The sequence below is a fragment of the Ciceribacter sp. RN22 genome (assembly GCF_024054295.1).
Classification (GTDB): domain Bacteria; phylum Pseudomonadota; class Alphaproteobacteria; order Rhizobiales; family Rhizobiaceae; genus Allorhizobium; species Allorhizobium lividum.
Map to the genome: position 1 here is coordinate 1580399 of NZ_JAMXLD010000001.1, position 21738 is coordinate 1602136.

The 21738-nt window shown below is 59.4% G+C and carries 16 protein-coding genes and 3 pseudogenes; 9 read left to right on the forward strand and 10 right to left on the reverse strand.

Annotated elements, in window-relative coordinates:
* Positions 1-6: 6 nt before the first annotated feature.
* From NHF53_RS07915 to NHF53_RS07930, 4 genes are all read right to left on the reverse strand, one after another.
* Positions 7-855, reverse strand: a complete 849-nt coding sequence (locus NHF53_RS07915; RefSeq protein ID WP_252833739.1) for a hypothetical protein — start codon at positions 853-855, stop codon at positions 7-9.
* A 150-nt stretch (positions 856-1005) separates the two neighbouring features.
* Positions 1006-1461 carry a hypothetical protein gene (locus tag NHF53_RS07920; protein ID WP_252833740.1) on the reverse strand — a complete coding sequence of 152 codons (456 nt, stop codon included), beginning with the start codon at positions 1459-1461 and terminating at the stop codon, positions 1006-1008.
* Entirely contained in the window at positions 1451-1777 is a 327-nt protein-coding gene (locus tag NHF53_RS07925) for a hypothetical protein (protein WP_252833741.1), read from the reverse strand. Before NHF53_RS07925 ends, NHF53_RS07920 begins: the two co-directional genes overlap by 11 nt.
* A gap of 17 nt (positions 1778-1794) precedes the next feature.
* Positions 1795-2142, reverse strand: coding sequence for a hypothetical protein (locus NHF53_RS07930; protein WP_252833742.1), 348 nt, complete (start codon positions 2140-2142; stop codon positions 1795-1797).
* A gap of 751 nt (positions 2143-2893) precedes the next feature.
* On the opposite strand from NHF53_RS07930, the gene NHF53_RS07935 reads away from it, so the two are divergent.
* A complete protein-coding gene (locus NHF53_RS07935; RefSeq protein WP_252833743.1) occupies positions 2894-3553 on the forward strand; it encodes a hypothetical protein in 660 nt (219 codons plus the stop codon).
* On the opposite strand, the gene NHF53_RS07940 is transcribed toward NHF53_RS07935, so the two are convergent.
* Together NHF53_RS07940 and NHF53_RS24165 are read right to left on the reverse strand one after the other, a co-directional pair.
* Complete coding sequence (locus NHF53_RS07940; protein WP_252833744.1) at positions 3522-5678, reverse strand: DNA cytosine methyltransferase; 2157 nt, start codon at positions 5676-5678, stop codon at positions 3522-3524. The two genes, NHF53_RS07935 and NHF53_RS07940, sit on opposite strands and share 32 nt — an antisense overlap.
* 601 nt (positions 5679-6279) lie before the next feature.
* Entirely contained in the window at positions 6280-10554 is a 4275-nt protein-coding gene (locus NHF53_RS24165; protein WP_252833745.1) for a DUF3883 domain-containing protein, read from the reverse strand.
* Between the two features lie 545 nt (positions 10555-11099).
* Here NHF53_RS24165 and NHF53_RS07950 point away from each other — a divergent pair.
* The 5 genes and pseudogenes from NHF53_RS07950 to NHF53_RS07970 all read left to right on the forward strand — a co-directional run bounded on the left by NHF53_RS07950 (position 11100) and on the right by NHF53_RS07970 (position 14727).
* Complete coding sequence (locus NHF53_RS07950; RefSeq protein WP_252833746.1) at positions 11100-11300, forward strand: hypothetical protein; 201 nt, start codon at positions 11100-11102, stop codon at positions 11298-11300.
* A gap of 129 nt (positions 11301-11429) precedes the next feature.
* A complete protein-coding gene (locus NHF53_RS07955) occupies positions 11430-11834 on the forward strand; it encodes a transposase (RefSeq protein ID WP_252833747.1) in 405 nt (134 codons plus the stop codon).
* Complete coding sequence (gene tnpB, locus NHF53_RS07960; protein WP_252833748.1) at positions 11831-12184, forward strand: IS66 family insertion sequence element accessory protein TnpB; 354 nt, start codon at positions 11831-11833, stop codon at positions 12182-12184. The genes NHF53_RS07955 and tnpB overlap by 4 nt, the downstream gene beginning before the upstream one ends.
* A gap of 69 nt (positions 12185-12253) precedes the next feature.
* Positions 12254-13824 (forward strand): annotated as a pseudogene (locus NHF53_RS07965) (IS66 family transposase).
* Positions 13825-13926: 102 nt separating this feature from the next.
* Positions 13927-14727, forward strand: coding sequence for an inositol monophosphatase family protein (locus tag NHF53_RS07970; RefSeq protein ID WP_252833749.1), 801 nt, complete (start codon positions 13927-13929; stop codon positions 14725-14727).
* A 139-nt stretch (positions 14728-14866) separates the two neighbouring features.
* Here NHF53_RS07970 and rpiB read toward each other — a convergent pair.
* Positions 14867-15324, reverse strand: a pseudogene (rpiB, locus tag NHF53_RS07975) (ribose 5-phosphate isomerase B).
* Between the two features lie 132 nt (positions 15325-15456).
* The gene (locus tag NHF53_RS07980) at positions 15457-15831 is read right to left on the reverse strand and encodes a hypothetical protein (protein WP_252833750.1); all 375 of its coding nucleotides are present in this window, start codon (positions 15829-15831) and stop codon (positions 15457-15459) included.
* A gap of 332 nt (positions 15832-16163) precedes the next feature.
* Here NHF53_RS07980 and NHF53_RS07985 point away from each other — a divergent pair, with 332 nt between their 5' ends.
* The 3 genes from NHF53_RS07985 (at position 16164) to NHF53_RS07995 (ending at position 19246) form a co-directional block, all read left to right on the forward strand.
* A complete protein-coding gene (locus tag NHF53_RS07985) occupies positions 16164-16367 on the forward strand; it encodes a hypothetical protein (RefSeq protein ID WP_114363021.1) in 204 nt (67 codons plus the stop codon).
* A 364-nt stretch (positions 16368-16731) separates the two neighbouring features.
* Positions 16732-17358, forward strand: a complete 627-nt coding sequence (locus tag NHF53_RS07990) for a hypothetical protein (protein WP_114363022.1) — start codon at positions 16732-16734, stop codon at positions 17356-17358.
* Positions 17359-17368: 10 nt separating this feature from the next.
* Positions 17369-19246 (forward strand): AAA family ATPase, encoded by a 1878-nt coding sequence (locus tag NHF53_RS07995; protein WP_252833751.1) that lies wholly within the window; start codon positions 17369-17371, stop codon positions 19244-19246.
* Positions 19247-19328: 82 nt separating this feature from the next.
* On the opposite strand, the gene NHF53_RS08000 is transcribed toward NHF53_RS07995, so the two are convergent.
* A complete protein-coding gene (locus tag NHF53_RS08000; protein ID WP_252833752.1) occupies positions 19329-20744 on the reverse strand; it encodes an SH3 domain-containing protein in 1416 nt (471 codons plus the stop codon).
* A gap of 108 nt (positions 20745-20852) precedes the next feature.
* A pseudogene (locus tag NHF53_RS24275) lies at positions 20853-21029 on the reverse strand (DUF4236 domain-containing protein); the annotation flags it as partial.
* Positions 21030-21738: the final 709 nt, after the last annotated feature.

Genomic DNA, 21738 nt, shown 5'->3' on the forward strand with positions numbered 1-21738 from the left:
AGTCTCCTAGTGATTGTGGTTGAAGCGGACGAAGGGGGCGTCGACGAGCCTGAGGTCGGGCCGGACCGGAACGAGGACTTCGTCGTGGATCAGGCACCAGACGGCGTTTTCCGCCGCGGCCCTGTTTTCGAAGCCTGCCGTCAGGGTAATCAGGGAGACCGTGCCCTGAAACCTGGACGCAAAGTCTCGAAGTCTTTCGTTGTCTTCGGCGACCGGCGACTTCAGGGCGCGGAGCACGCTCTTTCCATTCCATCCGCGCGCGTCGGTGGCCTCCCTGTCGGTGAGGATGGTGGCATCGTCGGCAAAACCTTCCAATGAGTTGAGGTTGATGCTGGCGATGGTTTCGGGAAGACCGTCCTTTTCCAGAAGCCAGGACGGGCGGACGGCGACCACGATACGGTTTTGCGATCCGCACATCGTGGTCCGGTAGTCGATCGTGTGTCTCTTCTCGCCGTCCTCGCACGGGACTGGAATCGCAGAAGGCTGGTCCTCAACGTGCGCGATGTGACGGGACGCACAAAGCATGTATGCGAGGTTTCGCTCGTACGTGCTGCTGTACGAGATTGCCTTTCGGGTCTTCGGGTTCGTGATTGTGCCGCGCGCATGGCCCTTCGTGCGCGCCGGATACCAGCGGCTCGGAGTGGCCTCGGCAGTCGGCTGCCACAGCCAGGGAATGCTGACGAGACCGGAGTAGTCCTCTTCGTCGTTTGGGTCGGCCTCGAATGAGACGTATCGGCCGGAGAGCGGACCGGCTGGCTTGAGGAATACGGTCTCCGTAGGCAGCGGAAGGAGCGTGCGGTCGAAGCCGGACTCCAGTTCCTTCATGTATCGGATGGCCTGACGGATGCGGGTCATTTTACTAACCTTTGGACGTGACTCTCTGCCCCCGGCGGCAGTCGCCAGGGTTGGAGGAACTGTTGTTGGGATGACATGGCTTAACCGCTTCGCGCGACGCGCCGCACGGCTGGGTACCGCTGCCTTGGCAGGCAGCCTGGTGCAACAGGATCAGTGTATCTGTGAGCAGTGCTGCTGGAGTTCGGCGAGTCTCTGCGACACCTCCGGTTCCCTCAAACCTTCGGCCCACAGCGACCTGCGCATGATGCCGACGGGACCCTTCTCCACCATCAATGGCTCTCGAAGCATGACTTTTGCGATTTCGTGGTCTTCACGAAACGAATGCGCCAGGGTTGAGAACAGGTCGCGCGAAGGGATGGGCAAGCTGATCCCCAGCCGGCGCAGGGCCGGTCCTGCTTCATGTTCGATCAGGCAAATGAGAAGCTCGTGCGCCGTTTCATCGTCGATTCCCAGCAACTGGGTCTGCTGAATGATTACATTCAACGTAGCCGCGAAGGTCGTCGCGAGCATCGGCTGGTCCTGCAGAACATGGCCTGACCAGCGGAGCACGGCAGGATGGAAGTCGGCCAGAGTCGTGAAGTAGGCTGTCATTTCTTCATGAAACATGTGATTTCCTCATCGTGGAGTGGATCGCGGATTGCGTCGGCCGACTGCCGTTCCCGGCGGCTGCAGCATCGGTTCCCGCTGATCGGATAGCGTCGGGCAGGTTGGGCTTGCCGCCCACGACGGTGACGAGGCGTGGTGCCAGCCGCCTCAGGTGACGGCGCTGTCTCTTCGGGAGCGCCTCCCACACTCCCGCCGTTTTGAGAAGGCGCGGAAGATCGAAAGTGATCTCCTCCAACCCTGGGGGAAGCGACTGGAGCAAGCGCTTGTCAACGACATCCGGCTTCCGGGTGCGTAGCGAGATGGTTTTGATGGTCATTCTGTTCAGTCCTCCGATCAGCGCCGCCGCCAGAGTTTCAAAAGACTGTCGTGCTCATGGATAAGCGCACTTTCGGTGGGAGTGCCGAAATAGTATTCCAGCGCCGGCGCAGAGGCTTTCACCAGATTCCGGCGTCGGAGAGCTCCAAGGCGGCTGAGGCGGATCGCGTTCCGGAACTCCTGAAAGTTGCACGCACGCAGCCCGCGACGATGGCATTCCGTTTTCATCGCCGTGTATCGCGACGAAAGGTCTTCAAACTGCTTCGCACGGATGCATTTGCGTGCAAACTCGCGATGGATTTCGATCTCACCTCTCGTGAAGGCCATGGGGCGGGGCTGGCTGGAGGTGCTGGATGCAGGGTTCATGTCGGTATCCTTTTTGGTGACATGCAGACGTGCGCCGTCGATCCCCGGAGCGGTCGGGGTTGCGGCATTTCTGGAACTTCGGGGGCCGCACGCGCGGTGGGTATCAGGTCAGGGTGGAGCGCGTGCGGATCTGGTCGACATCTTCATCAGAGAAACTTTCTTCAGGACACGAGGGTGCATTCCTGGCAGCGCGTGCCGGGCGAAATCAGAGGGAAATGTCAGTGAAGGATCAGGCTATGGCGGCGGTGATCGCGGCCGGGAAGCGGAAGAGGATGGCTTCGTTTGCTACATACATCATCGTGGAAACTCCGTCAGGATCACCAGCTATAAGACTGGTCCTAAATGACGATCAGAAACTTGTCCGCCAGCTAGAAGCTGTAGGCTTTAAAATAATGAAAGTTTTTTCTGGGTTCGCTCTGGCCGGAGCACGGGTCTTCGGCGTCGGAAGGAGCTCGTTCGCCTTCCTGCGTTGGCTTTAGGCCTGACCTGTCTCGGCTATCGATATCTTCATCATCGCTGCCTCCGGCGACTAAGAGCGCTGACAGTAATGCACACGTTGCGCCTGGAGTCCATATAAAAAATACCATGAAATTTCAGCATTTTACATGTTCTTGTTAAGTTCTTGTGTCAACAATTTGACCGCTTTTGAAGCGCGAATCCTGTCGCGCCAGCTTTGTGTCTTGCGTGCCCGCTTTGAATCCTCTGCGTATCGGAGACGGAGAACGATTCCATGGGCTACTACACGCAGATCATGATCGAGGCGAAGGAACGGTACGGCCATATTCTAAAAGAGAGAGGTCTGGTCATGCGGGGCGAGCGCAACGACGGAAGTCTGAACCTTGTCTTCAGGAGCAAGGGTTCGGGCGACTGGAGGCTGCCAGTCGAACTCTACGTGCCGGGCAAGTCGGAGACCGGGAAGGACAGGGCCGAGTGGGAAGACGTCGAGTTGACTGCCGACATCCATTCGGGGGTGCGGCTCGGCGATACCGGCTGGGTTGGATTCATTCCAAGGCAGAGCGAGCAGCTCCAATACCTGGAAGGGGACGACATGGCCGAGTTCGTCAATGGGATCGGGCTTTATCTGAAGGAGTGCATTCTCATCCCGCGAGGAACCGTCGATAAGCAAGTGTCGCCGGAAACGGCGGTGGCATATGCGGAGCTCAGCGATCTATGCGGGCCGGATAGCTCTGAGATCGCCTTCTCCATCTCCGCCGACCGCAAGATTCAGACGCTGACTGTCGAGGACGCGGCCGGACATGAGGTCAGCTTCGTCTGGAGCGAGAAGGGGGTTTTGGGGCAGCTCTTCGTAGATGGAAAGCTGGTCGAACGGATGGACCGGCCCGAGGCCCGGCATATCCAGGAGGCGATCGGAGAACACTTCACGAGCCGGGCGGATCTGAAGTTCCGATAGTCTCAACGATCTGCTCAGGCTTGCCGCGGTGGAACTCGAGATACTCACGCATTTCGCGCTTTCGGGCTCGCCGACTCTTCAGGACCTGAGCCTTGAGCTTTTTGTAGTCGCGGAATTGCCTGCCGTAGCGCTCCTTCAGATCGTTGACGTCCTCCATCGTCATCGCATTCAGAATGAGCCTGGGTACCTTAGTTGGTTTCATTCCAATCAAGGATTCGTCGAAGGGGACGAGAGGTGGCGCATCGATCGAATTCGGGAGGCGGGCCGACAGCGCACTCGCAATGGCGATGCCGATCGCCTTCGACATTTGCGGAGGGAATGCGTTTCCGATTTGGTAGAACTGGCGGTCTGCCTTACCGGCGAATTGCCACGCCCGCGGGAAGCCCTGGAGCACCCGAGCTACGTCGACCGTCAGATAGGGCAAGCTCTTCAGGTCCTTGATAGCTCCGAGAGGGGCCGGCCCGTCGCCGATATGCACTGGGTCGATGGCGAAGCCGAGGTCGTCTTTCCATCGCTGCCGGATGTCGCCTTCGTTCTTGTAGAGGCTCGATACCACTGTATAGGAGGTCTCTCCGCCATATCGGCTGAGCCAATTTTCCGCCCATCGATCATATTCGGCATCGCCCAGGCCACGGTGCGGGAACATCACCTCGGCAAGCGCTTCCCGCATGTTTGTCCGCCCGGTGCCTTGCGGTGAGAAGAACAGACCGGGCTCGTCGTTGCGAATGCCGACCAGCACGACCCGCTCGCGCGACTGGGCAAGTCCGAAATCGTGTGCGTTCAATTTGTGCAGGCCGATGCGATAGTCCAGCGCCTCCAAGCGCCTGAACACGCTCGCGCGGTATTGGATGAACTTCTTGTCCTCGAAGCCTTCGACGTTCTCGAAGAAGAACGCCCGGGGTCTGATGATGTCGACGTATCTGACGGCCTCATCGAACAGGTTCCGCTTGTCGTCCTGGCCGCGTTGCTTTCCTGCTCGCGAGAATGCTCTGCACTCTACGCCGCCAGCCAGTAGGTCGATGCCGTGATACTGGCGTAGTTCAATCTCGGTGACCTTCTCCAGACGCTTTCGCCGGACGAACCAGTTCCAATTCTGCTTAAGCGTACGGGTCGCGTTCAGATCCATGTCGTAGAGAGCGGCGGGCTTGAAACCCGCGCCGAGCAGGCCGATTGCCTGGCCGCCAGCACCGGCACAAATCTCCACGAATCTTAATGGTTTGGCGGCGGCATCGTTTTCATCGGATATCGGTTCAGGGTCCAGATCACAGGGGAGCAGATATTCGAGCGCGTCCTGAAGTTCCGTTTGCCAAAGATAGCCCGGTTCGAAGCCGAAGCCGCTGAAGCCGCTATACCAAGCGAATCTTCCCTCGGCGAAGCGTTTCAAGGATTCCTGGGCGGCGGCGAGTTTGTGCCGATGAGACCCCGTGCTGAATCCAGTGACACCACCTTTCGGCAGCCTGACTTCTCCATAAACCGATCTGAATTCGCTAAGAACGGCCGCAGCTTTCGATTTCACACCCTTTGCCGCTGATCGGCACTTGTCGGATCGGTCAACGGTGTCCTCGTATGGCCGCGGCTCTCCAACAAAGCGGTAGACGAAGTCATCTATGTCGCGAAGGAGGGCGGCCACATTCTCGGAGAGCCTATGGACCCGCGCAGATGTCTGGGCCGAGGCCGCAGTGGTCATCGCGCGTTGGCGACTGCGCTCGGAATAAGCACGCTCCCCGATCTTGCTTCGGAGGGCCAGACGACGCAGCGTCGCGATGGTCGAAACATCAACGTTAGTTCCTGATGCAAGCGCTTCAAGCGCAACTCGTCTTGTGTCGGCATCCGTCGCGATCAGCGCCTTCACTACCTGGAACGGTACGGAGCGCTTGCGCAGCAAGGGTTCGAAAGATCCGAGAACCTCATCGAAGGCGAAAATCGATGGCAGATCGTTGCGTGCGATACCGCATTCGACGACCAGGAAACTGCGAAGATCATCATCGCTCATGGACGTGCGCATTCGACCGACGTTCGAGATCATGTCGAACTGGGCTTTGGCGATGGACTTGCGGCTCGCAAGGATGCGTCTCATCAGCACCCCCGCGTCTTCGCTCCGTTCGTCATCTGACTTCACAGCCATCGCCAGCTCCTTGTTGTATGGTTGTGTAGCAGGCTGGCCCTTCTGTCCCGGAAATGGATTTGATCGAATTCTAACTATCCTGTTCGAAGTTCGCCGGTCATACCGATGGCGAGATGTCGTGTGTCTTCCAGATGGTAGACGCTGGGAAGGCGGAGGTGTCCGTCGATGGCGGATCTTATGTGGTGGCAGTTGCTACCTAGTGCCGGAAACCCCAGAATATGGAACAAATGCCCCAACCGATAGCGATGCGGCGTTGGGCAGCTTTGCGCCCTCATTTCGGCTACTCAACCGCGATTGCCTACTTCCTGAAAACAGCCGTAGCTCGGTGGTGCCCAGCACGTCTAGAAATTGCGGAGTGAGATCCGCAATGCCCGATGCCCGGCTACAATCATCACCTGACAGCGGAACGCGAAGTAGCGCGCGGTTGATCAATGCCTTCAGGCCGGCAGGATCGCCCTTTTCGAGTAGTGAAGGCCGGCCCGCTTGGTCGCGCCGCTGCTGCTGTAGCAGCAGGTGCTTCGGCATGCATCGCTGATTCTCGCGCCAGTGCGCCGGCGTTGCGCCTCTTACGCGCGGGATGTGGACCCGACTATGCTGACGCTCAGTCGATATCCTCAATCTTGGCGCGCAGTGAACCGAGCTCAAGCAGTATTTGTCGCGCCCCTAGCATCCTTGCAGGATTAGGAAAGCACTTCGCGATCGGCGCTTGATCGGCGACGCGGTAGACCCGCCACAACTCGTAACGATCGCGCTCCCGGAACGCCTTCTCGAATTCCTTGCGCGACCAATCAAATCGGCCATCTGTCCCAGTGGTGGCCTTGACCTCAAGCCATCGGGGACGCCCTTCCGCGTCGATCGAACGGATATCATGGTCGGCACCGGGTTCGTCGCAAGAGGTCCAGATAACGTAGCGCTCCGGCTCGTCGTAGCCGAACTCGCGGACCTTCTTTAGCTCCATCCGATAGATCAGTTCCTCGCCGCGCCTGCCGAGCAGCCCGGCGCGCTCGACCTCCGCCAGCGTCGGCGGCAGCCACGTGCCGGAGCTGCCGCCGCCGCCCGACGATTGCTGCGGCTCGATCCGACTTCCCTTTGCAGGCGCGACCGTCAGATCGACTTCATCTATATCGGGAAGCTTGAACGGTGGCGACGCAGGCGGTCGCGTAGGTGGCGGTGGGGGATTAGGGGGAGGAGGCGGTGCGGGCTCGACCCGTGGCGGCTCGGAGTCGCTCCTGTACCAATCGGTGTCGAGATTGTCGAAAACCTGGCGGAGCGCAATCTCCTCGGCGTCGTCGTCACCGTCCTCCTTATCGAAATCACCATCACCGTCGTCTTCGAGCTCCCATTCCCGCCCGCGCGGGATCCCCATGCGATCAAGATAGTCGGTGAGCTCTTCGAGCGTCCCTGCGATAACCAACGGAAGGAAGGCATTGGCAAGACTGCGCATCGTTCCTACGCTGGTCGCGCCGGCGATCTCCGCGAGCGCCTCGGCCAGCAATAGCTGGAAGCTACCCTTGGTTTTTGGCGCCACAAATTCGATACGCTGCTCGCTGACGGCAACTTGCGCCGGTATCAGCACGCTGGCGCCGCCGACCGAGTAGCGACGTCCTATCGACTGAAAGAACGCAATCTCGGTGATCGTCGCCAAGCGCCCGGCGATCTCGTTGCGGCTCGCCGGAACGAACCCCGCATGACCGTGGCGGTTGCGGAATGCGACCTCATAGAGCGCGCGCGCAAATAGCGGCCGATGCAACATCGCAAGGACGCGCTCGCTATGCTTTGGCTTGTACCAGAGATGCGGTCGTCCGGGTAACCCAAGCTCGGGCTGGCCGGTTCCGGCGATGGCCGATAGCGGTCGAATACCGAGGGCGGTAAAGAAAACCCGCGATCGCTCTGAGCGCTCGATGATGCCGATCTTGCTATCGGTCGCGCGCAATTCCTGTTCGAGCGCTGCAAAGTCGGGCTCGACTAGCTGCCCCGCCCGGAGCTGGGCAAGCGTGAACAGGCGAGAACGATCGTCGAGCAAGCAACTGACATTCTCCAAGCCGGCCGGCAATCCCAGTAGACCGCGAAGATTATATGCTTCGAGCAGTACACGACGTCGGCGCTGGTCGATCGGTCCCTCGATGTCCCACTCGATATCGACGAATTCAAAGAAGCGCGTCCAATGTTCGTCCGTTGGCGACCCCGGCGCGCCGAGGGCCTGATACGCGTGTCCGACATCGTCGGCGTGCCGATAGACCGGGATTGCTTCGGCCAACAGCGCGGGGATTCGCGGGCCGACTAAGATATCCGACGGGGCGTGATAGTCATCCTGTACCCAGCAGACGCTTTGGTCCGCGAACTCGGCCTTTGCGCGTCGTTCGCGTCCGATCGCTGCGACAAGGGCAGGATAAACGAGGTCCGGCCGCGGCAGCGGCTCGGTCCGGTCACGATGTGCCTCGATGATCTCAAGCAGCGTGTCGCTGTCCGGCGCGGTCTTCAGTTTCAGCTTGTGATGAAGAAGCTCATTCGTGCTGGCGACAATCAAGTCATCGTTACCGATGCAGAGCCGGTTGGTCGCAGTATCTAGGTGGAGAGTCTCGGGTGCGGCGAGCCTTCCTGACCTGGTCTTAAGCCAGGCTATCTCGCGCAATTCTTCGACAATCGCGGCGCTCAACAGTTTAAGATTCTCTGTGAGCAACTTCTCGAAGGGTACGGCAGTCTCCGGCCGATCCTCGACGAACCCGGCGAAGCGAACGAGATCGGCGCCGCTGAGGTTTTCACGAATCCGCAAGCGTGCAATCAGGTTAGGTGCTGCAAGCAGTTCCGCGGACGGTCCGTCGATCGCGGGATCAAGGAAACGGGCGAGCTTCTTCTTGAGATTGACCATCTCCACGGGGGCAACCCAGTCGCCACGTTGGTTCTTTATCACCGGATTGCTGCGCAATGCCGACAAGGCAGCTCGGCTGATTGGCGTCTCACGCGCGAGCAGCTTTCGGTAGAGCGTTTCGCGCTCCCGGTCGTCCGGCGCCGCGTCCGCGGCACGCTTGGAAGCGTCTATCAGCCATTGCTCTTCGTCAAAGACGCGGCAGTGCCCGGAAATCGGCTTGAACGGCACAAGGTCGGGGTGAAGTCGGTTCGCCTCGGGCTCTGGACAGTCAGCCCAGAGGTCCGGGTCGACAATCATCAGTTCCACGGCTGGTCTCAGGTCGCCTGTTGCGCTGAGCGTCGAGGCCGTGTTGCCGAGATCGAACCGCATCTGCTTTGAGAGCCGTCGCGGGAATGCCGAAAGCGCCGATGCTTGGCGCTTTTGCATATCCAGCTCGCGTGTCGACTTGCCATAGTTCGTGAAATGATAGTTTGCTGCTCCTTCGATCGTGGTTTTCAGGCTCTTCTCATTTTCACCCGCGCAACGCAGCCGAACGAGGGATGCGACCGTAAACGGCTTCGCCCCGCATTTTTCCGCAAACTTGCGTAGATTCTCGTCAGCACCGAGCGCGGGATCGAGATAGCACGCGTCGCCGAGGAAGCCGGCGTAGAGGTCGTCGCTTGGCAGCACGATCTCCTTCGCTTTTTGCAATCGCCGGTCGCCCGTTGCGCGCGTTGGCCAACATGCATCCTCTCTGAGCCGTTCCGCCAACATCGTCGCGAACCGATCGGGCGTGGCAGCGCCGACGCCCGCGAGCGTTGTGAAGGCATCTGCGCCATATCGCACGAACCAGTCGGAAACGAGCAGGTCCATCACCAGTTCGACCGCCTGATCGATTAGCCAGTCGTTCCACTGGAGATCGTTGAGACCGCTGCGATCTTGATTGAGGTCGAACGGAGCGCTCACGCTCACCGGGCAACCGGTTCGCGAGGCCGGAGCCTTCAATGGATAGTAGAAGTGGCCGTTATGGCCGATATCGATCTTGCGTCGCGCGATCGGCACCGAGACCGCGATCTTCACCCTGCCGCCGGCGGCCCTGTAGTACGATGGGAACCGGCGATCTGCATATTCCGCCGGCAATTCGACGGTTCGCGAGAACTCCTCTTCCTGGAAAGAGATGACACGCGCGTCGCCATCACTCATCCGGCCGCGCCGGGAGATCATCGATACTCCGGATGTACGGCAGCGATCTGGTGACGCCTCTTGTCGCCAACGCAGGACGCGTCCGGTTCGGATCGAACGAACGTTGACTTCGTGAAGGCCCGACTTCTTCCCGCTATGCGCCAGCTTGAGCAGTGTATCGGGCATGCTCGTCGCCATCAGGTCCAGCGCATGCGCCTCTCGCTCAACAGTGAACGCCTCAAGGGTTTCGCTCGATCGGGTCCGATAGGGCACGTACAGGCGTACGCCCTTCACCTCCCGAGATTGTGGATCGGGGGCGCGACCGGTCTCCTGCGTCTGAAGGTCGAGGAGGGCTACCTGCCCGGCAGATCGGATGTGGATTTCATCCCCAAAGCGGAACAGCGACCGCAGCCCGAAATTCTTCGAACCTATTCCATTCTCCTTCGGCGCGACGACTTCTGCGCCGCGAGTGCCCATGACATTGCCGGTCCCGACGATCACCGAGAGCCGCTCCCAGCCGCTACGCTCGATATTGCGACCCGAACCGACCACCTCGAGCGACTTGCTCCCGAAGGTCAGAGTGAGCTTTTCGCCACCGCCATCATACTCGTTTTGAACTAGCTCACGTAGGACGTCGCCGGCATCATGACCGGCGACGAATTGTTCGATGACACTTGAGCCGATCCGCGTGCGCCGGCTGGCACCATAATCGGGCGGCACATAGTTGGGCTCGTCGAGCACGATATCGGGCGAAGGTTTAACCCGTGCTTTTCTTACCTGCTGAGAGGCTTTGGCACTCTTGATATCCGACGCCGCACTCGTCGGAACTTCCCTCCTGCCCGCCACGAATTAACCCCGTTTTTCCCGCCATTCCCCATCCGTTGATCGAACGTAGTTGGTGACTATGGGTAAAGCAATATTTGATCAAACTGAAAGCGGCTCGGTTCGCTCTGAAGCCTCATACAGCAATGACCTCCCAACCATTCTCACTCGGTACTGCGCTTGCGATCAGCACCGGCGTACTCGATCCTCACCCAGTATCCGCTGTATTTGGGCACTCCAGATTGGGAGCGGACGAGCCGCAAGTGGCCCAATCCAAGCCATCTCTCTTACACAGAGAAGGTCGATGGTTTGATCGTCCGCTTTTGCAGTTGCGCCTCCTGGGAGCCGCCAGTCGGCCTCCGGCCCCAAATCGGTTGTTCCTTGATGTTGGGCCAACGACTGCTGCTGGCTGCCGAAAGCGATCGTTTGTGGCTTTGCCGAATTCCGGAAATCTCTGGTGGACGTTGCAGGACGTCCTTCAGGCAAGCTGCCAAACGGGCTAAGGTGTAGCGCATACCCAAAGCTGGTAACATCTTCGCGATGGCGGACTGTTGGAATCGGAGATTGGTATGCCACACGGTGGAAAGAACGATGAGGGCAAAGCCGGCGAGGTTGGCCCGATCGGCGAGATGGCGGACGACAACGAAACGCTTGGCGATGCGCTGTCAAAGGTTGGATTCGTGCCAGCCAAGGTCGGTCGGAGGACGGTGTCCCAAGGGAAACGCAGAGAAAACCTGAGGAGGTGGAATGCCAAGGACCCGGACAAGTAGCGCCTAGGGGCGCTATTGCGAATCGTTTCCGGGTTCGGACGAACTGTAACCGCTGTTCTCTCCCCACGTTGCCTGTTGCCGCCTGATCTGTGATCGACGTTCCATGGATGAGCGGGAAGGAGTTTCTCCATGGAGACTACGTTGGAGGTTCTCACAGCGCGTCGTGGGCGGCGTGATGCCCATCGCCAATGGCCGGACGAGATCAAGGCGCAGATCGTGTCGGAGAGCTTGCGACCGGGCGCAACTGTGAATGACGTTGCCGAGCGCCACGGGCTGAACGCGAACCACCTGTCGTCATGGAGAACGATGGCGCGTCAGGGCAAGCTGGTTTCGCCTGCGCCAGAAGATGCTGTCGAATTCGCCGCCTTGGTTGTCGAGAAGTCACCTCAGACCATTACGTCTGAGCTGCCACCAACCAAGGTGGTTTCGCGCGCCGAGATCATCGTCGGTCCGGTGACGATCCGTCTTGAGGAAGGTGCATCTGTGGCCAGGATTGCCGCTGTTGCCCGCGCATTGGCGTCCGCCGCGACATGATCTTCCCTTCGAACCGCGTCCGCATCATGGTGGCGACCAAGCCAGTGGACTTCCGCAAGGGGAACGACGGGTTGGCGGCGCTGGTGAAGAACGAGCTGCACAAGGACCCGTTCACCGGAACGGTCTTCGTGTTCCGGTCGCGCAAGGCAGATCGGCTGAAGCTGATCTACTGGGATGGCAGCGGTATCGTCATGGCCTACAAAAGACTGGAGGAGCACACGTTCACCTGGCCCGGTATCAAGGATGGGCTGATGACGCTGACGCATGCCCAGTTTGAGGCGCTGTTTGCAGGGCTCGATTGGCGGCGGGTCCGTGCAGTGGAGACGAGAACGCCGGAGACCGTCGAATAGCTGCGGCACGATGACTCACGGCACCAGATTCCAAAGGCAATAGAGACCGGAATTTGGTAGGTTCCAGCCATGCTGAACGCCGCTGATCTTCCCGATGACATTGCCGCCCTGAAGGTGATGCTGATCGCCGCGACAGCACGCGAAACGGAGACGGTTGCGCAGATCGCCCGCAAGGATGAGCGGATCGAACGGCTTGAGAAACTGGTTGCTGCCTTCAAACAGGCGGCCTTCGGGCGCAAATCCGAGAAGACCGACCCTGATCAATTCGATCTGGCACTGGAAGACCTGGAAACGGCCATGGCCGCGATCCACGCCGAGGATGAGGCCGACGCTGGCGCGGATGGCGGAAGCAGGATTGCCAAGCCCCGCACGACCATTCGCGGCTCGCTTCCAAAACATCTTCCCCGTATCGAAGAGGTCATCGAGCCGGACAGCCTGGTCTGCGCATGCGGCGGCGGCCTGCATTGCATTGGCGAGGATGTATCAGAGCGACTGGATGTGTCCCGGCGCAGTTCCGCGTCATTGTCACATGTCGTCCCAAATATGCGTGCCGCGCCTGCACCGACGGTGTCGTTCAAGCTCCGGCTCCGGCTCCGGCACGGCTGATCCAGGCTGGGCTGCCGACGGAGGGCACGGTCGCCCACGTGCTGGTGTCCAAATATGCCGATCATCTGCCGCTTTATCGGCAGGTCCAGATTATGAGCCGCTAGGGCATCGATCTCGACCGCTCTACGCTGGCTGACTGGGTCGGTCGGGCAGCGTTCGAATTGCGTCCTGTGTTTGACGCGCTGATCGCCGACCTGAAGCGCTCGACCAAGCTATTCATGGACGAGACTCGTGCCCCGGTTCTCGATCCCGGCTCTCGGAAGACCAAGACCGGATACTTCTGGGCGCTTGCGAGAGATGATCGCCCTTGGGGCAGCGGTGCTCCGCCAGGGGTCGCCTTCACCTACGCGCCTAGTCGGGGTGGCCTTCATGCCGAACGGATATTGCAGGGCTTCTCCGGCATTCTGCAAGTCGATGGCTATGCTGGATACAACAGGCTGATCGCACCTGAGCGTGTCGGTCCACACATTCAGCTTGCCTATTGCTGGGCTCACGCGCGGCGCAAGCTGGTGGAGATCACCCGCAACGGCTCGGCACCGATTGCTGAGGATGGCGTCAAGCGGATGGGCGAACTGTATCGCATCGAAGCCGAACTGCGCGGCCTTGGTCCGGACGCTCGCCTCGCCGGACGGCAGGAGCGATCAGTGCCACTCCTTGCAGACCTGCATAACTGGCTTGCCCATCACCGCGCCCGCGTCGAAACGAAGTCCCCGCTCGGCGAAGCTTTGGCCTACATCGCCAAATACTGGGATGGTCTGAAGCTCTTCCTGACCGACGGCCGCATCGAGATCGACAACAACAGCGTCGAGCGGACCATCCGGCCGATAGCCCTAAATCGGAAGAACGCACTCTTTGCGGGCCACGATGCCGGAGCTGAGAACTGGGCGACCATCGCCTCGCTCATCGAAACCTGCAAACTCAATGCCGTTGATCCGCAGGTCTATCTGTCCAGCACGCTTACCGCCATCGTCAACGGCCACAAGCAGAGCCAGATTGAGGAGCTGTTGCCGTGGAACGTCGGGGCTTATAGGTGAGGCGATTAATAGGTATGGACAGACCACAGCTATCAGCCACTCCCATATTTTTGACAATACATTAATATTTTCCCCTGCGTGGGAGAGTGGGGATACAGGGCAATGCTCGCCATTTATGAGATTATCGAGGTTGCTAAGAAGGCAGCTCAGGAGGCCGGGCAGGCAGTTGTCGAACATTGGAGTGCATACAAACAGGATGTTCGGGCCAAGGGTGCAACCGACGTCGTGTGTGCTGCCGATTACGCCTCAGACCGGATCATATCGGCAGCCATACAGACTGCATTTCCCAGCCATCGGATTATGTCTGAAGAAGACGCTACAGCGCAGGAGATCGACTATTCCGGCCCGCTTTGGATCGTCGACCCCATCGATGGCACGGCAAATTACATTCGTGGGCACCGATACTTCGGCATTTCGATAGCCTTTGCGTTTGATGGCGTCGTGCGTGCCGGATGCGTTCACGCCCCGATGCTCGCGGAGACGTTCCTGGCCACCAAAGGAGGGGGAGCAACGCTAAACGGAAGTCCGATTAGGGTCTCAGCTCCCCCAACCCTGAGCCAGTCAATTATCAGTACCGGATTTCCGCACGAGAAGTCGGATTTCAGTCTCCTCCTTAAACGCTTCGATTCCTTGCTCCGCAATTGTCAGGATGTCCGACGAAGTGCTTCTCCGGTCTTGGACATCGCCTACGTTGCGATGGGACGTCTGGATGCACACACGGAAACACTTTTTCCCTGGGATGTCGCAGCAGCCGGTCTAATAGCAACAGAAGCAGGCGCTGAACGAAGTAATATGGTGCCGATTCCCCCTGGCATTCCGATTGATCTGTTTGGTGACGAAGTCGTCTTTTCAGCACCCGAGGTCCATGCGGAACTTGTAGAGCTTCTCGCTGCCAGGGGGTAACGCCATCATGGATGCAATTGCCCTCGATCCCCCACTGGCATATCAGACCGTCACGCTTGTCGCCATTGTAGACGCTCACCAGAAAAAGCGGATCGCTCTCATAGAGCTTCTCGACATGGTATAGCTTGACTGTCCGACCTTACTGGACGCTGCCCTCCAGCGCCTCAATCATCTCCACGCGCGTTGCATGTCTCCCCCCCTCAAAGGAAGCCCTGAGGAACGCGTCCACGATATCAAGTGCCAGCCCTTCGCCCACCACACGTGCACCAAGCGAAAGCATGTTCGCGTCGTTGTGTTGGCGAATCATGCGGGCAGAATACATGTCGCTGCATACACCACAACTATGCCCCTTACCTTATTCGCTGCCATCATGATGCCCTGGCCGGTACCACATAGAATGATCCCAAAACGACAATCGCCAGAGGCGACAAGCTGCGCGGCAGCTTCTCCGCGGGAAGGATAGTTTGTGCTCTCGGCTGTTGTTGGTCCGATATCGACCACTTCCCAGCCCTCTGCCGCGACATGGCTAGCAATGGTTTGCCTGAGATAAATGGCGGCGTGGTCGCTGGATAGAACGACGCGATTGCTGGCTTTCATGGAGAGGTCTTCCGTTTCCAAAGTCACTTTAAGGATTTGGCCGAGCTGGCTGCTTTGTCCACAAACCTATCAGGTCACTTCACGCAAATAAGCCGATCCGAAGACTCCATCGCTGTGCCAAGGCAACACCGCTTACGACGAACTGCGGTGGCTGGGCCTGTGAAGCTTGGGCAGGGCTTTCTCGTGCGGGTCGGGCTCGCTTGGATCGAAATAGGGAAGTGGCACCTCGAAGCCAGGATCCACAAACCATCGCGCCTCCATCGGATGGTACACGCCGGGCAGGGGGAAATGCTCGTTGATCTCGAGAAAATCGTCGACGTTGCCGGTGAGGATCGGCATACGATGAGCGATGGCGACGGCGGAGATCATCAAATCGTGTCCGAGCCTGTTGCTCTTCTGGCCGCGCTGCACGGTCCACATGTGCCGCAAGCTGGGAACAGACGTCATCCCGGCGTAGACCATAGCCACCTGCGATGTCATTTCCGGAAAAGGAAACGCCATTGACATGAGGTCATCGACCCAATTGGCGATGAGAAGCGCTCTCTGTGGATCGTCCTTTGTCCGGAGGTGGGCTCCGCGCAATAGTTCTGCTATGACGGGATAGCAGAGGGCCAGGCGATCTATGCCGACACGCAAGAGCCATGGGCGCAGTCCAGGAGGCGGCTTCACGCGGCCCATTAGGCTGACGATGTCCGTATCTACCAAAAGAATAGGGTCTATCCGCACGGTAACATCATCCTGTGGTTAGAAACTGCCGTCCTGAAAAAAACTCCGGGGTGAGATCGAATTCCTTCGCTATACTGTGCAGGCTGGCATGATGTCGTCCGAGAGAGGCCGAGATGACGCATAACTTCGATTGGCAGAGACACGAGGCAGAGGCCCGCATCCAGGAGGTGCTGGACGCAGCTAAAACACGCGGCACTCAGAGAGTGGTCGACACCGACGGCAGATTTGACGTGACGTTCGTACCTGGAGAAAAGACACTGGAAGAACTGTTCTCCCGTCCCGGTCCTCTCCCCGACGATGACGATCCCAATCCCTGATCGAGATTTCTGCAACTACGGTGACGGACCGTAACCGGCGACGGCAAAACCAACAAGAGAGCGAGTGTCGATTTTCGATTGCGTTGGCCCACCGCACTGCTGGACATGACTGAATCGTGAACACCACCAGTCATGGAATCCGTAAAAGCCTCCATTTCTTGCAGCAGAGAGGCGCTGGCGATCTCCCATTCATGAACCCGGTCTCACCGCGGCGACGAATTCTGGTTGACGTCCGAAATAATGTTCACTAAACGTTCTCATTATGAGCAAGACGTTTACGCCCACCTTCCGAATACGCTGACTGATTGGATCTCCGGGACCGTTCCCGGCGCCGCCCAGATTGCTATTCGTTGGAGAGGCCGTCATGACGACTGGAACCGCTCATTCTGCAGACGATGAAGTCTGCATTTCTCCGCACTATCGTCCCCGTTTTCCTCATTCGACGCTCAAGTGCGTTGGTCGTCCTCTGTATCGTTCGCAGCAGGCACGCGATTACGCCTGCTTGCTGGACCTGGATCCTAAGGTGTCCGCTTGGCGCTGCATGCCGCAGCCTATCGTCAACGACTCCGGGGCGCGGAATCCCCGACACCACTATGTCGATTTCGCTGTCGAAACTGAGAGCGAAGCACTGCTCGTGGATGTCCGCTCCCCAGATGCCGGCATCGTCAGTTGGATTGCCAGGTTAGCCGAGAAGCAGGGCTATCGATATCAGGTGGTGTCCCTTTCCGAGTTCGGGGGAGGGCCTCGGCTCCAGAATGCCAGGGATCTCATCCGCTACGCTGGCTATGGTGCACCTCTTGGTGATCGCATCCGAATTCTCGCGGTCTTGGAGGAAATGGGAACGTTGACGCTTGCGGAATGCCTTTCGGTCGTTCGCGAAAGCAAGCCAATGCCGACAATCGCGATGATGATTCTCATGGGGATCCTCGAAGTTGACCTCGATGAAGCTCTGCTCGGACCGGAAACGGTCGTCAGGCGCGCGGCGAAGTAGGAGGGGAGCCATGCAGAAGAAAACTGTAGAGCGGGAAGCCTCGCTCGAAGTGACAACCTATGCCGTGGCCATCAGGAATGCCCTGAGACGGTGCGGATTCTACCTGCGGGCACAGCGGATTGACCGAGCCATTGGCCTGATGCTGCCACCAGACGCGGACGTGGAAACCTACCGGCAGGCGGCCAAGGCAGTTTTGCGGCAGTCACATGAGTTGATCCACTACACCGTAACGACCATCGAACTGGGGCGAAAAGGTGAGACATACTCCGAGGATGCCAGAAAGGTCCTGGCCCAGAATTTGGCTGTCGTCGTACTGATCGAGAAGGGAGCCAAGCTGCCGCCCGAGGTCGCAATCGCTCTGGACCGCATTCTCGACGTGGGATCCGTCAAGCCGATCCATCTCATGTCCGCTACGAAGAGTGCATGGCAGATCGATATCGCCAATGATGTTGCAAAGCAGCTCTGCGAATATCCTCCGAATCTGCTGTTCCAGGCATTGCGGAAAGGGCGGCCGATCGAAATCGTCCTGACGAGGCTTACGGACGCGTCGAAGGTTCCACAGGTTCCTGCATGGGAACCGCGCGTGGAGGAGCTCGAAGGTTACGGGGAGGCCCGCGAATGGGCGTTGAACTTGGCCGTAGATCTCGACGAGTGGAGGGCAGGCAAGCTCGCCTGGCGCGACGTTGACGCCGGACTTCTCATCAGCGGTCCTCCAGGGACAGGAAAGACATTGTTCGCGTCGGCCGTGGCGCGCTCGTGCAGGGCGAGTTTTTTCGGCACGTCGAGTGCGCGATGGCAGTCCAAGGGCCACTTGGGCGACATGCTTGGCGCCATGCACAAGAGTTTCCGCGAAGCTGCCGACAATGCTCCTGCAGTGCTGTTTCTGGACGAAATCGACAGCATTGGCGATCGCCGGACATTCAGAGGCGACAACGCCAACTACAGTATGCAGGTCGTGAATGCACTGCTGGAACTTCTCGATGGATCCGGTGGACGCGAAGGAGTCGTCGTCATCGCCGCGTCCAATTTTCCGAACAACATCGACGCAGCACTGTTAAGGCCCGGTCGGCTTGATCGTCACATCGCCATTGGTCTGCCCGACCATGCGGCACGGGCACAGATGCTCTCCATGCATCTCGAAAAAGTGCTTCCGCCGGAAGACCTGCAGGAGGTAGCCCGAGCAACAAGTGGCTATACCGGAGCCACCATCGCGCAGGTCGCGAAGGATGCTCGCCGGATCGCACGCAGACAGGGTAGGGAGCTCAGCGTGCAGGATCTACTGGCGCTTGTACCGCCCGTCGCTGTTCTCGGAATCGACGAGCGTTGGGCAGCATGCGCGCATGAGGCCGGACATGCCCTGGTCGGTCTCGAACTCGCTGTAGCCGAGATCGAAATGATTGTCGTCGCGAAAGAGATGGGTCATCGCCATGGTAGGATTGGGTACGTTCAATGGCGGAGGCAGACAACACGTCGCCGAAGCCGTCAATCCTATCTCGACGAGATCGCGATGATGCTCGGAGGTATGGCTGCCGAAAAGGTCGTTCTCGGGGATGTTCTCGAGGGCTCAGGCGGTGTCGATGGGTCAGACCTTCAGCGGGCTTCGGACCTTGCCACTCTCATGCTTGCCAGCCTGGGCCTCGGGTCGCTCCTTTACTGCGATGTATCGACGTCAAAGGACCTCGACGAGCTTCGAAGGCAGAATCCTGTGCTCCGGCGGCAGGTCGAACGGCTTCTCGCGAAGCAGCTTGAACGAGCTGAGGAGATTATTCAGGCCCGCATGAAAGATGTGAAGACACTCGCCGGACTTCTCATGGACCGTGATTTCGTTCCCGGCCGCGAAGTCTTCAGGCTGGTCAACGGATCGTCCGGGGATCAGACGGCTTCCTGACAAGTGACGACATGGGACGGCGCCTTTCGGTGCCGTCCGATCCTATGGTTCTCGGAGCGAAGCTCTAACGCAGACAGTCGGCTCACTGCCGAGGGGGCGGACTTGCCGAGATCGTCGAATTTGCCATCCACCCTAGTCTGTCTTGATCGACCCGCACGCGGCTCCAGCCTCCCTCGACCGCCATCACCACGACCTGCGTGCTCTTGGGGATGACGGTGATGACGGCAAACCTGGTACCGGGTCCGTCGCGAAGGTTGACTGCAGTCTGCGTGTACCGGAGTTCCAAATGATCGGAGGGATTCTTCTCGGTCGCTTCGGACCGGACTATGGCGACCGAGGACGGAGAGGAGGTTGTCGAGAGCGGAGTGGCTGCGGTACCTGCCGCCGGAGGCGAGGATACGGTCATGACGTCCAGTGACGGAAGCGGAGCCTTGGCCTCATCCGATTCGGGGACGGCTGTCTCAGCAATCAACGGAGGCTGCTGTCCGGTTGCCGGCTGCCTGCTCCCGGATGCGAATATGACCCCGAAGACCGGAACGCCCACCAGGATGCCGAGGATCGTAAACATTGCGGCCCTGAGGCTACCACGCCGTTTTACCTGCTCGACAGCGGGAACGGCCGCGATTGGATCGTCTGCGGGCGTAGCGGGCTGGAGCGCCAGGCGCTCTCGGGGCAATGCCGCAAGCATTCGGCACCCTTCAACGAAAGCGACTGCCACGCCAGTTCGGGAAAACTCAACGAGTTCGTTCACGCCGCTGCCGCTGGTGAAGTGCATCGTCTCGTAGAGGCAGATCGGGACCTGCCTGTTGTCCTTGAAGCGGCGGTCGGGGCCACCGTTCTTGTTAGGATGCTTCCAAGTGTGGTCCACGACCTTGGCATCGCTCGGAACGCGCTCGGTTTCGATGAACCGGGAGTCCTGCCATCGGATATTTAGATCGGCGTAGTTGACCGCACCGACCCGGCTGCCATGCTGAACAAGCACGATGTCGGGCATGAAGAACATGACCTGCTTCCCCACATGCAGAGCAGGGGGAGTGACGTTGCTCTTGATTACCGGAGGCAGACTGTAGGCGAGGGTGGTCGCCTTCCTCTTTACAAGGTGAGAAGCGCCCGCGTTACGCTTCCAAGCGGTGAGGCTCTGGATCGCGCCTCCGGCCTCGATGTGCCATTTGGCGGCGCACCCCGTGAGGCCATCAAACCCTTGCGCAAGGCGGGTGTACGCTGTCTCCGCGTCACCTTCTAGGTCGTAGTAGAGGACCATCGTCCTGCGATAGGAGTCGAACCAATTTCCGATCGCCCAGCCAGGCAGTGCAATGATGCAGAGCAGTAGGCCAGGGCCGCCGGTTGCAAGTCCTGCCAGAAGGCCGATTACCGCCGCCGTCCATGCCAGTGCATTGGACATACGCGTCTGGCCGGCCTTCGAGTTGATCTCATTGAGAAGTTCCGAGAAAGACTCGTCGCGCATGTGCATGACATCGCCGGATTCGATCTCGATCATCGCGACGTCATCGTTGTCGAAAGTCACTTGAGGCGCCGGTGATCGATGGGGTGCCCCTGACGAAGACGGGCTTCGCCCGGCGTGGCCCAGCGTGGCCCTATAATAGAGGCCTCCGCGCCCTGCGTGGACATAGTGCCCGCGGGGACCGGTGCCGATGCGCAGGCCTTTCACGCCCACTGAGACGCCGACTCCTCCCTTTGAGAAGTTGAAGCGGAACGGCCCCGCCGAAACCGATTTGCGAATGTAGAATGGCAAATGCGCCCCCGCACCGTAGCCCTTCCCCATACTTCCTGCGAAAATGCGCTCTCGCGATCGTAGAGGTATCTGGAATATTGAATAGGAAGCCGGACTGCGCAAGTGTATTCATGCCGTCGCCTGCAATCGGAGGCGGTGCAGTCCGCATTCTGCCAATATGACCCCATACCAGCAGCCGGTGTCAGGAGTGCAATGGGCGGTAGTCCGATTCCGGTTCCCATATCGGTAGGTACAGAAGGCCACGCAAGGCTTGCACGCAACTCGGATTTCCTGCCCCGGAGACGTGCGCGTTGGACCATTGTCGTGACCGGCTATCGTCAGTCCGACCTGAAAGCGGAGCTAAAGCCATGGATCGATGCCTTCTCAAGCAGACTAAAACCACGCGCAGCGTTTCGAAACGGAATTTAACGTCAAATCTCGGTCGCGTGCTTGTCGAGGCAGCGGGCGGAACGCTGACGGTTCGCGGGGTGGTGCGGGATGGTCTGAGTGCAGTTCTCAGGCGTGCCCGTGAGGGCGCCCCACGGGCGATCGGCGGCGGCCGAAGAGGGGGCGTGGTCATCTCGGTGAGAGACCTCGCCACTCTTATTGATGCGGTGATGGAGCCAACGCTTTCCGAAGTCCTTGAGCGCTCGGGTTCGAACCTTGCCGCGGCAAACGCATCGTTGTCGGTGAGCGACGCAACCACGAGTCGTTGAAGCGCCAAGGCGACACCCCGCCCATGCCAGAGGGCTGAGAGATA

Coding starts and splice junctions, on each gene's coding strand:
- NHF53_RS07915 (WP_252833739.1), bottom strand. CDS start 855: ATGACCCGCATCCGTCAGGCCATCCGATACATGAAGGAACTGGAGTCC.
- NHF53_RS07920 (WP_252833740.1), bottom strand. CDS start 1,461: ATGTTTCATGAAGAAATGACAGCCTACTTCACGACTCTGGCCGACTTC.
- NHF53_RS07925 (WP_252833741.1), bottom strand. CDS start 1,777: ATGACCATCAAAACCATCTCGCTACGCACCCGGAAGCCGGATGTCGTT.
- NHF53_RS07930 (WP_252833742.1), bottom strand. CDS start 2,142: ATGAACCCTGCATCCAGCACCTCCAGCCAGCCCCGCCCCATGGCCTTC.
- NHF53_RS07935 (WP_252833743.1), top strand. CDS start 2,894: ATGATCGAGGCGAAGGAACGGTACGGCCATATTCTAAAAGAGAGAGGT.
- NHF53_RS07940 (WP_252833744.1), bottom strand. CDS start 5,678: ATGGCTGTGAAGTCAGATGACGAACGGAGCGAAGACGCGGGGGTGCTG.
- NHF53_RS07950 (WP_252833746.1), top strand. CDS start 11,100: ATGCCACACGGTGGAAAGAACGATGAGGGCAAAGCCGGCGAGGTTGGC.
- NHF53_RS07955 (WP_252833747.1), top strand. CDS start 11,430: ATGGAGACTACGTTGGAGGTTCTCACAGCGCGTCGTGGGCGGCGTGAT.
- tnpB (WP_252833748.1), top strand. CDS start 11,831: ATGATCTTCCCTTCGAACCGCGTCCGCATCATGGTGGCGACCAAGCCA.
- NHF53_RS07970 (WP_252833749.1), top strand. CDS start 13,927: ATGCTCGCCATTTATGAGATTATCGAGGTTGCTAAGAAGGCAGCTCAG.
- NHF53_RS07980 (WP_252833750.1), bottom strand. CDS start 15,831: ATGTCAATGGCGTTTCCTTTTCCGGAAATGACATCGCAGGTGGCTATG.
- NHF53_RS07985 (WP_114363021.1), top strand. CDS start 16,164: ATGACGCATAACTTCGATTGGCAGAGACACGAGGCAGAGGCCCGCATC.
- NHF53_RS07990 (WP_114363022.1), top strand. CDS start 16,732: ATGACGACTGGAACCGCTCATTCTGCAGACGATGAAGTCTGCATTTCT.
- NHF53_RS07995 (WP_252833751.1), top strand. CDS start 17,369: ATGCAGAAGAAAACTGTAGAGCGGGAAGCCTCGCTCGAAGTGACAACC.
- NHF53_RS08000 (WP_252833752.1), bottom strand. CDS start 20,744: ATGATCGAGATCGAATCCGGCGATGTCATGCACATGCGCGACGAGTCT.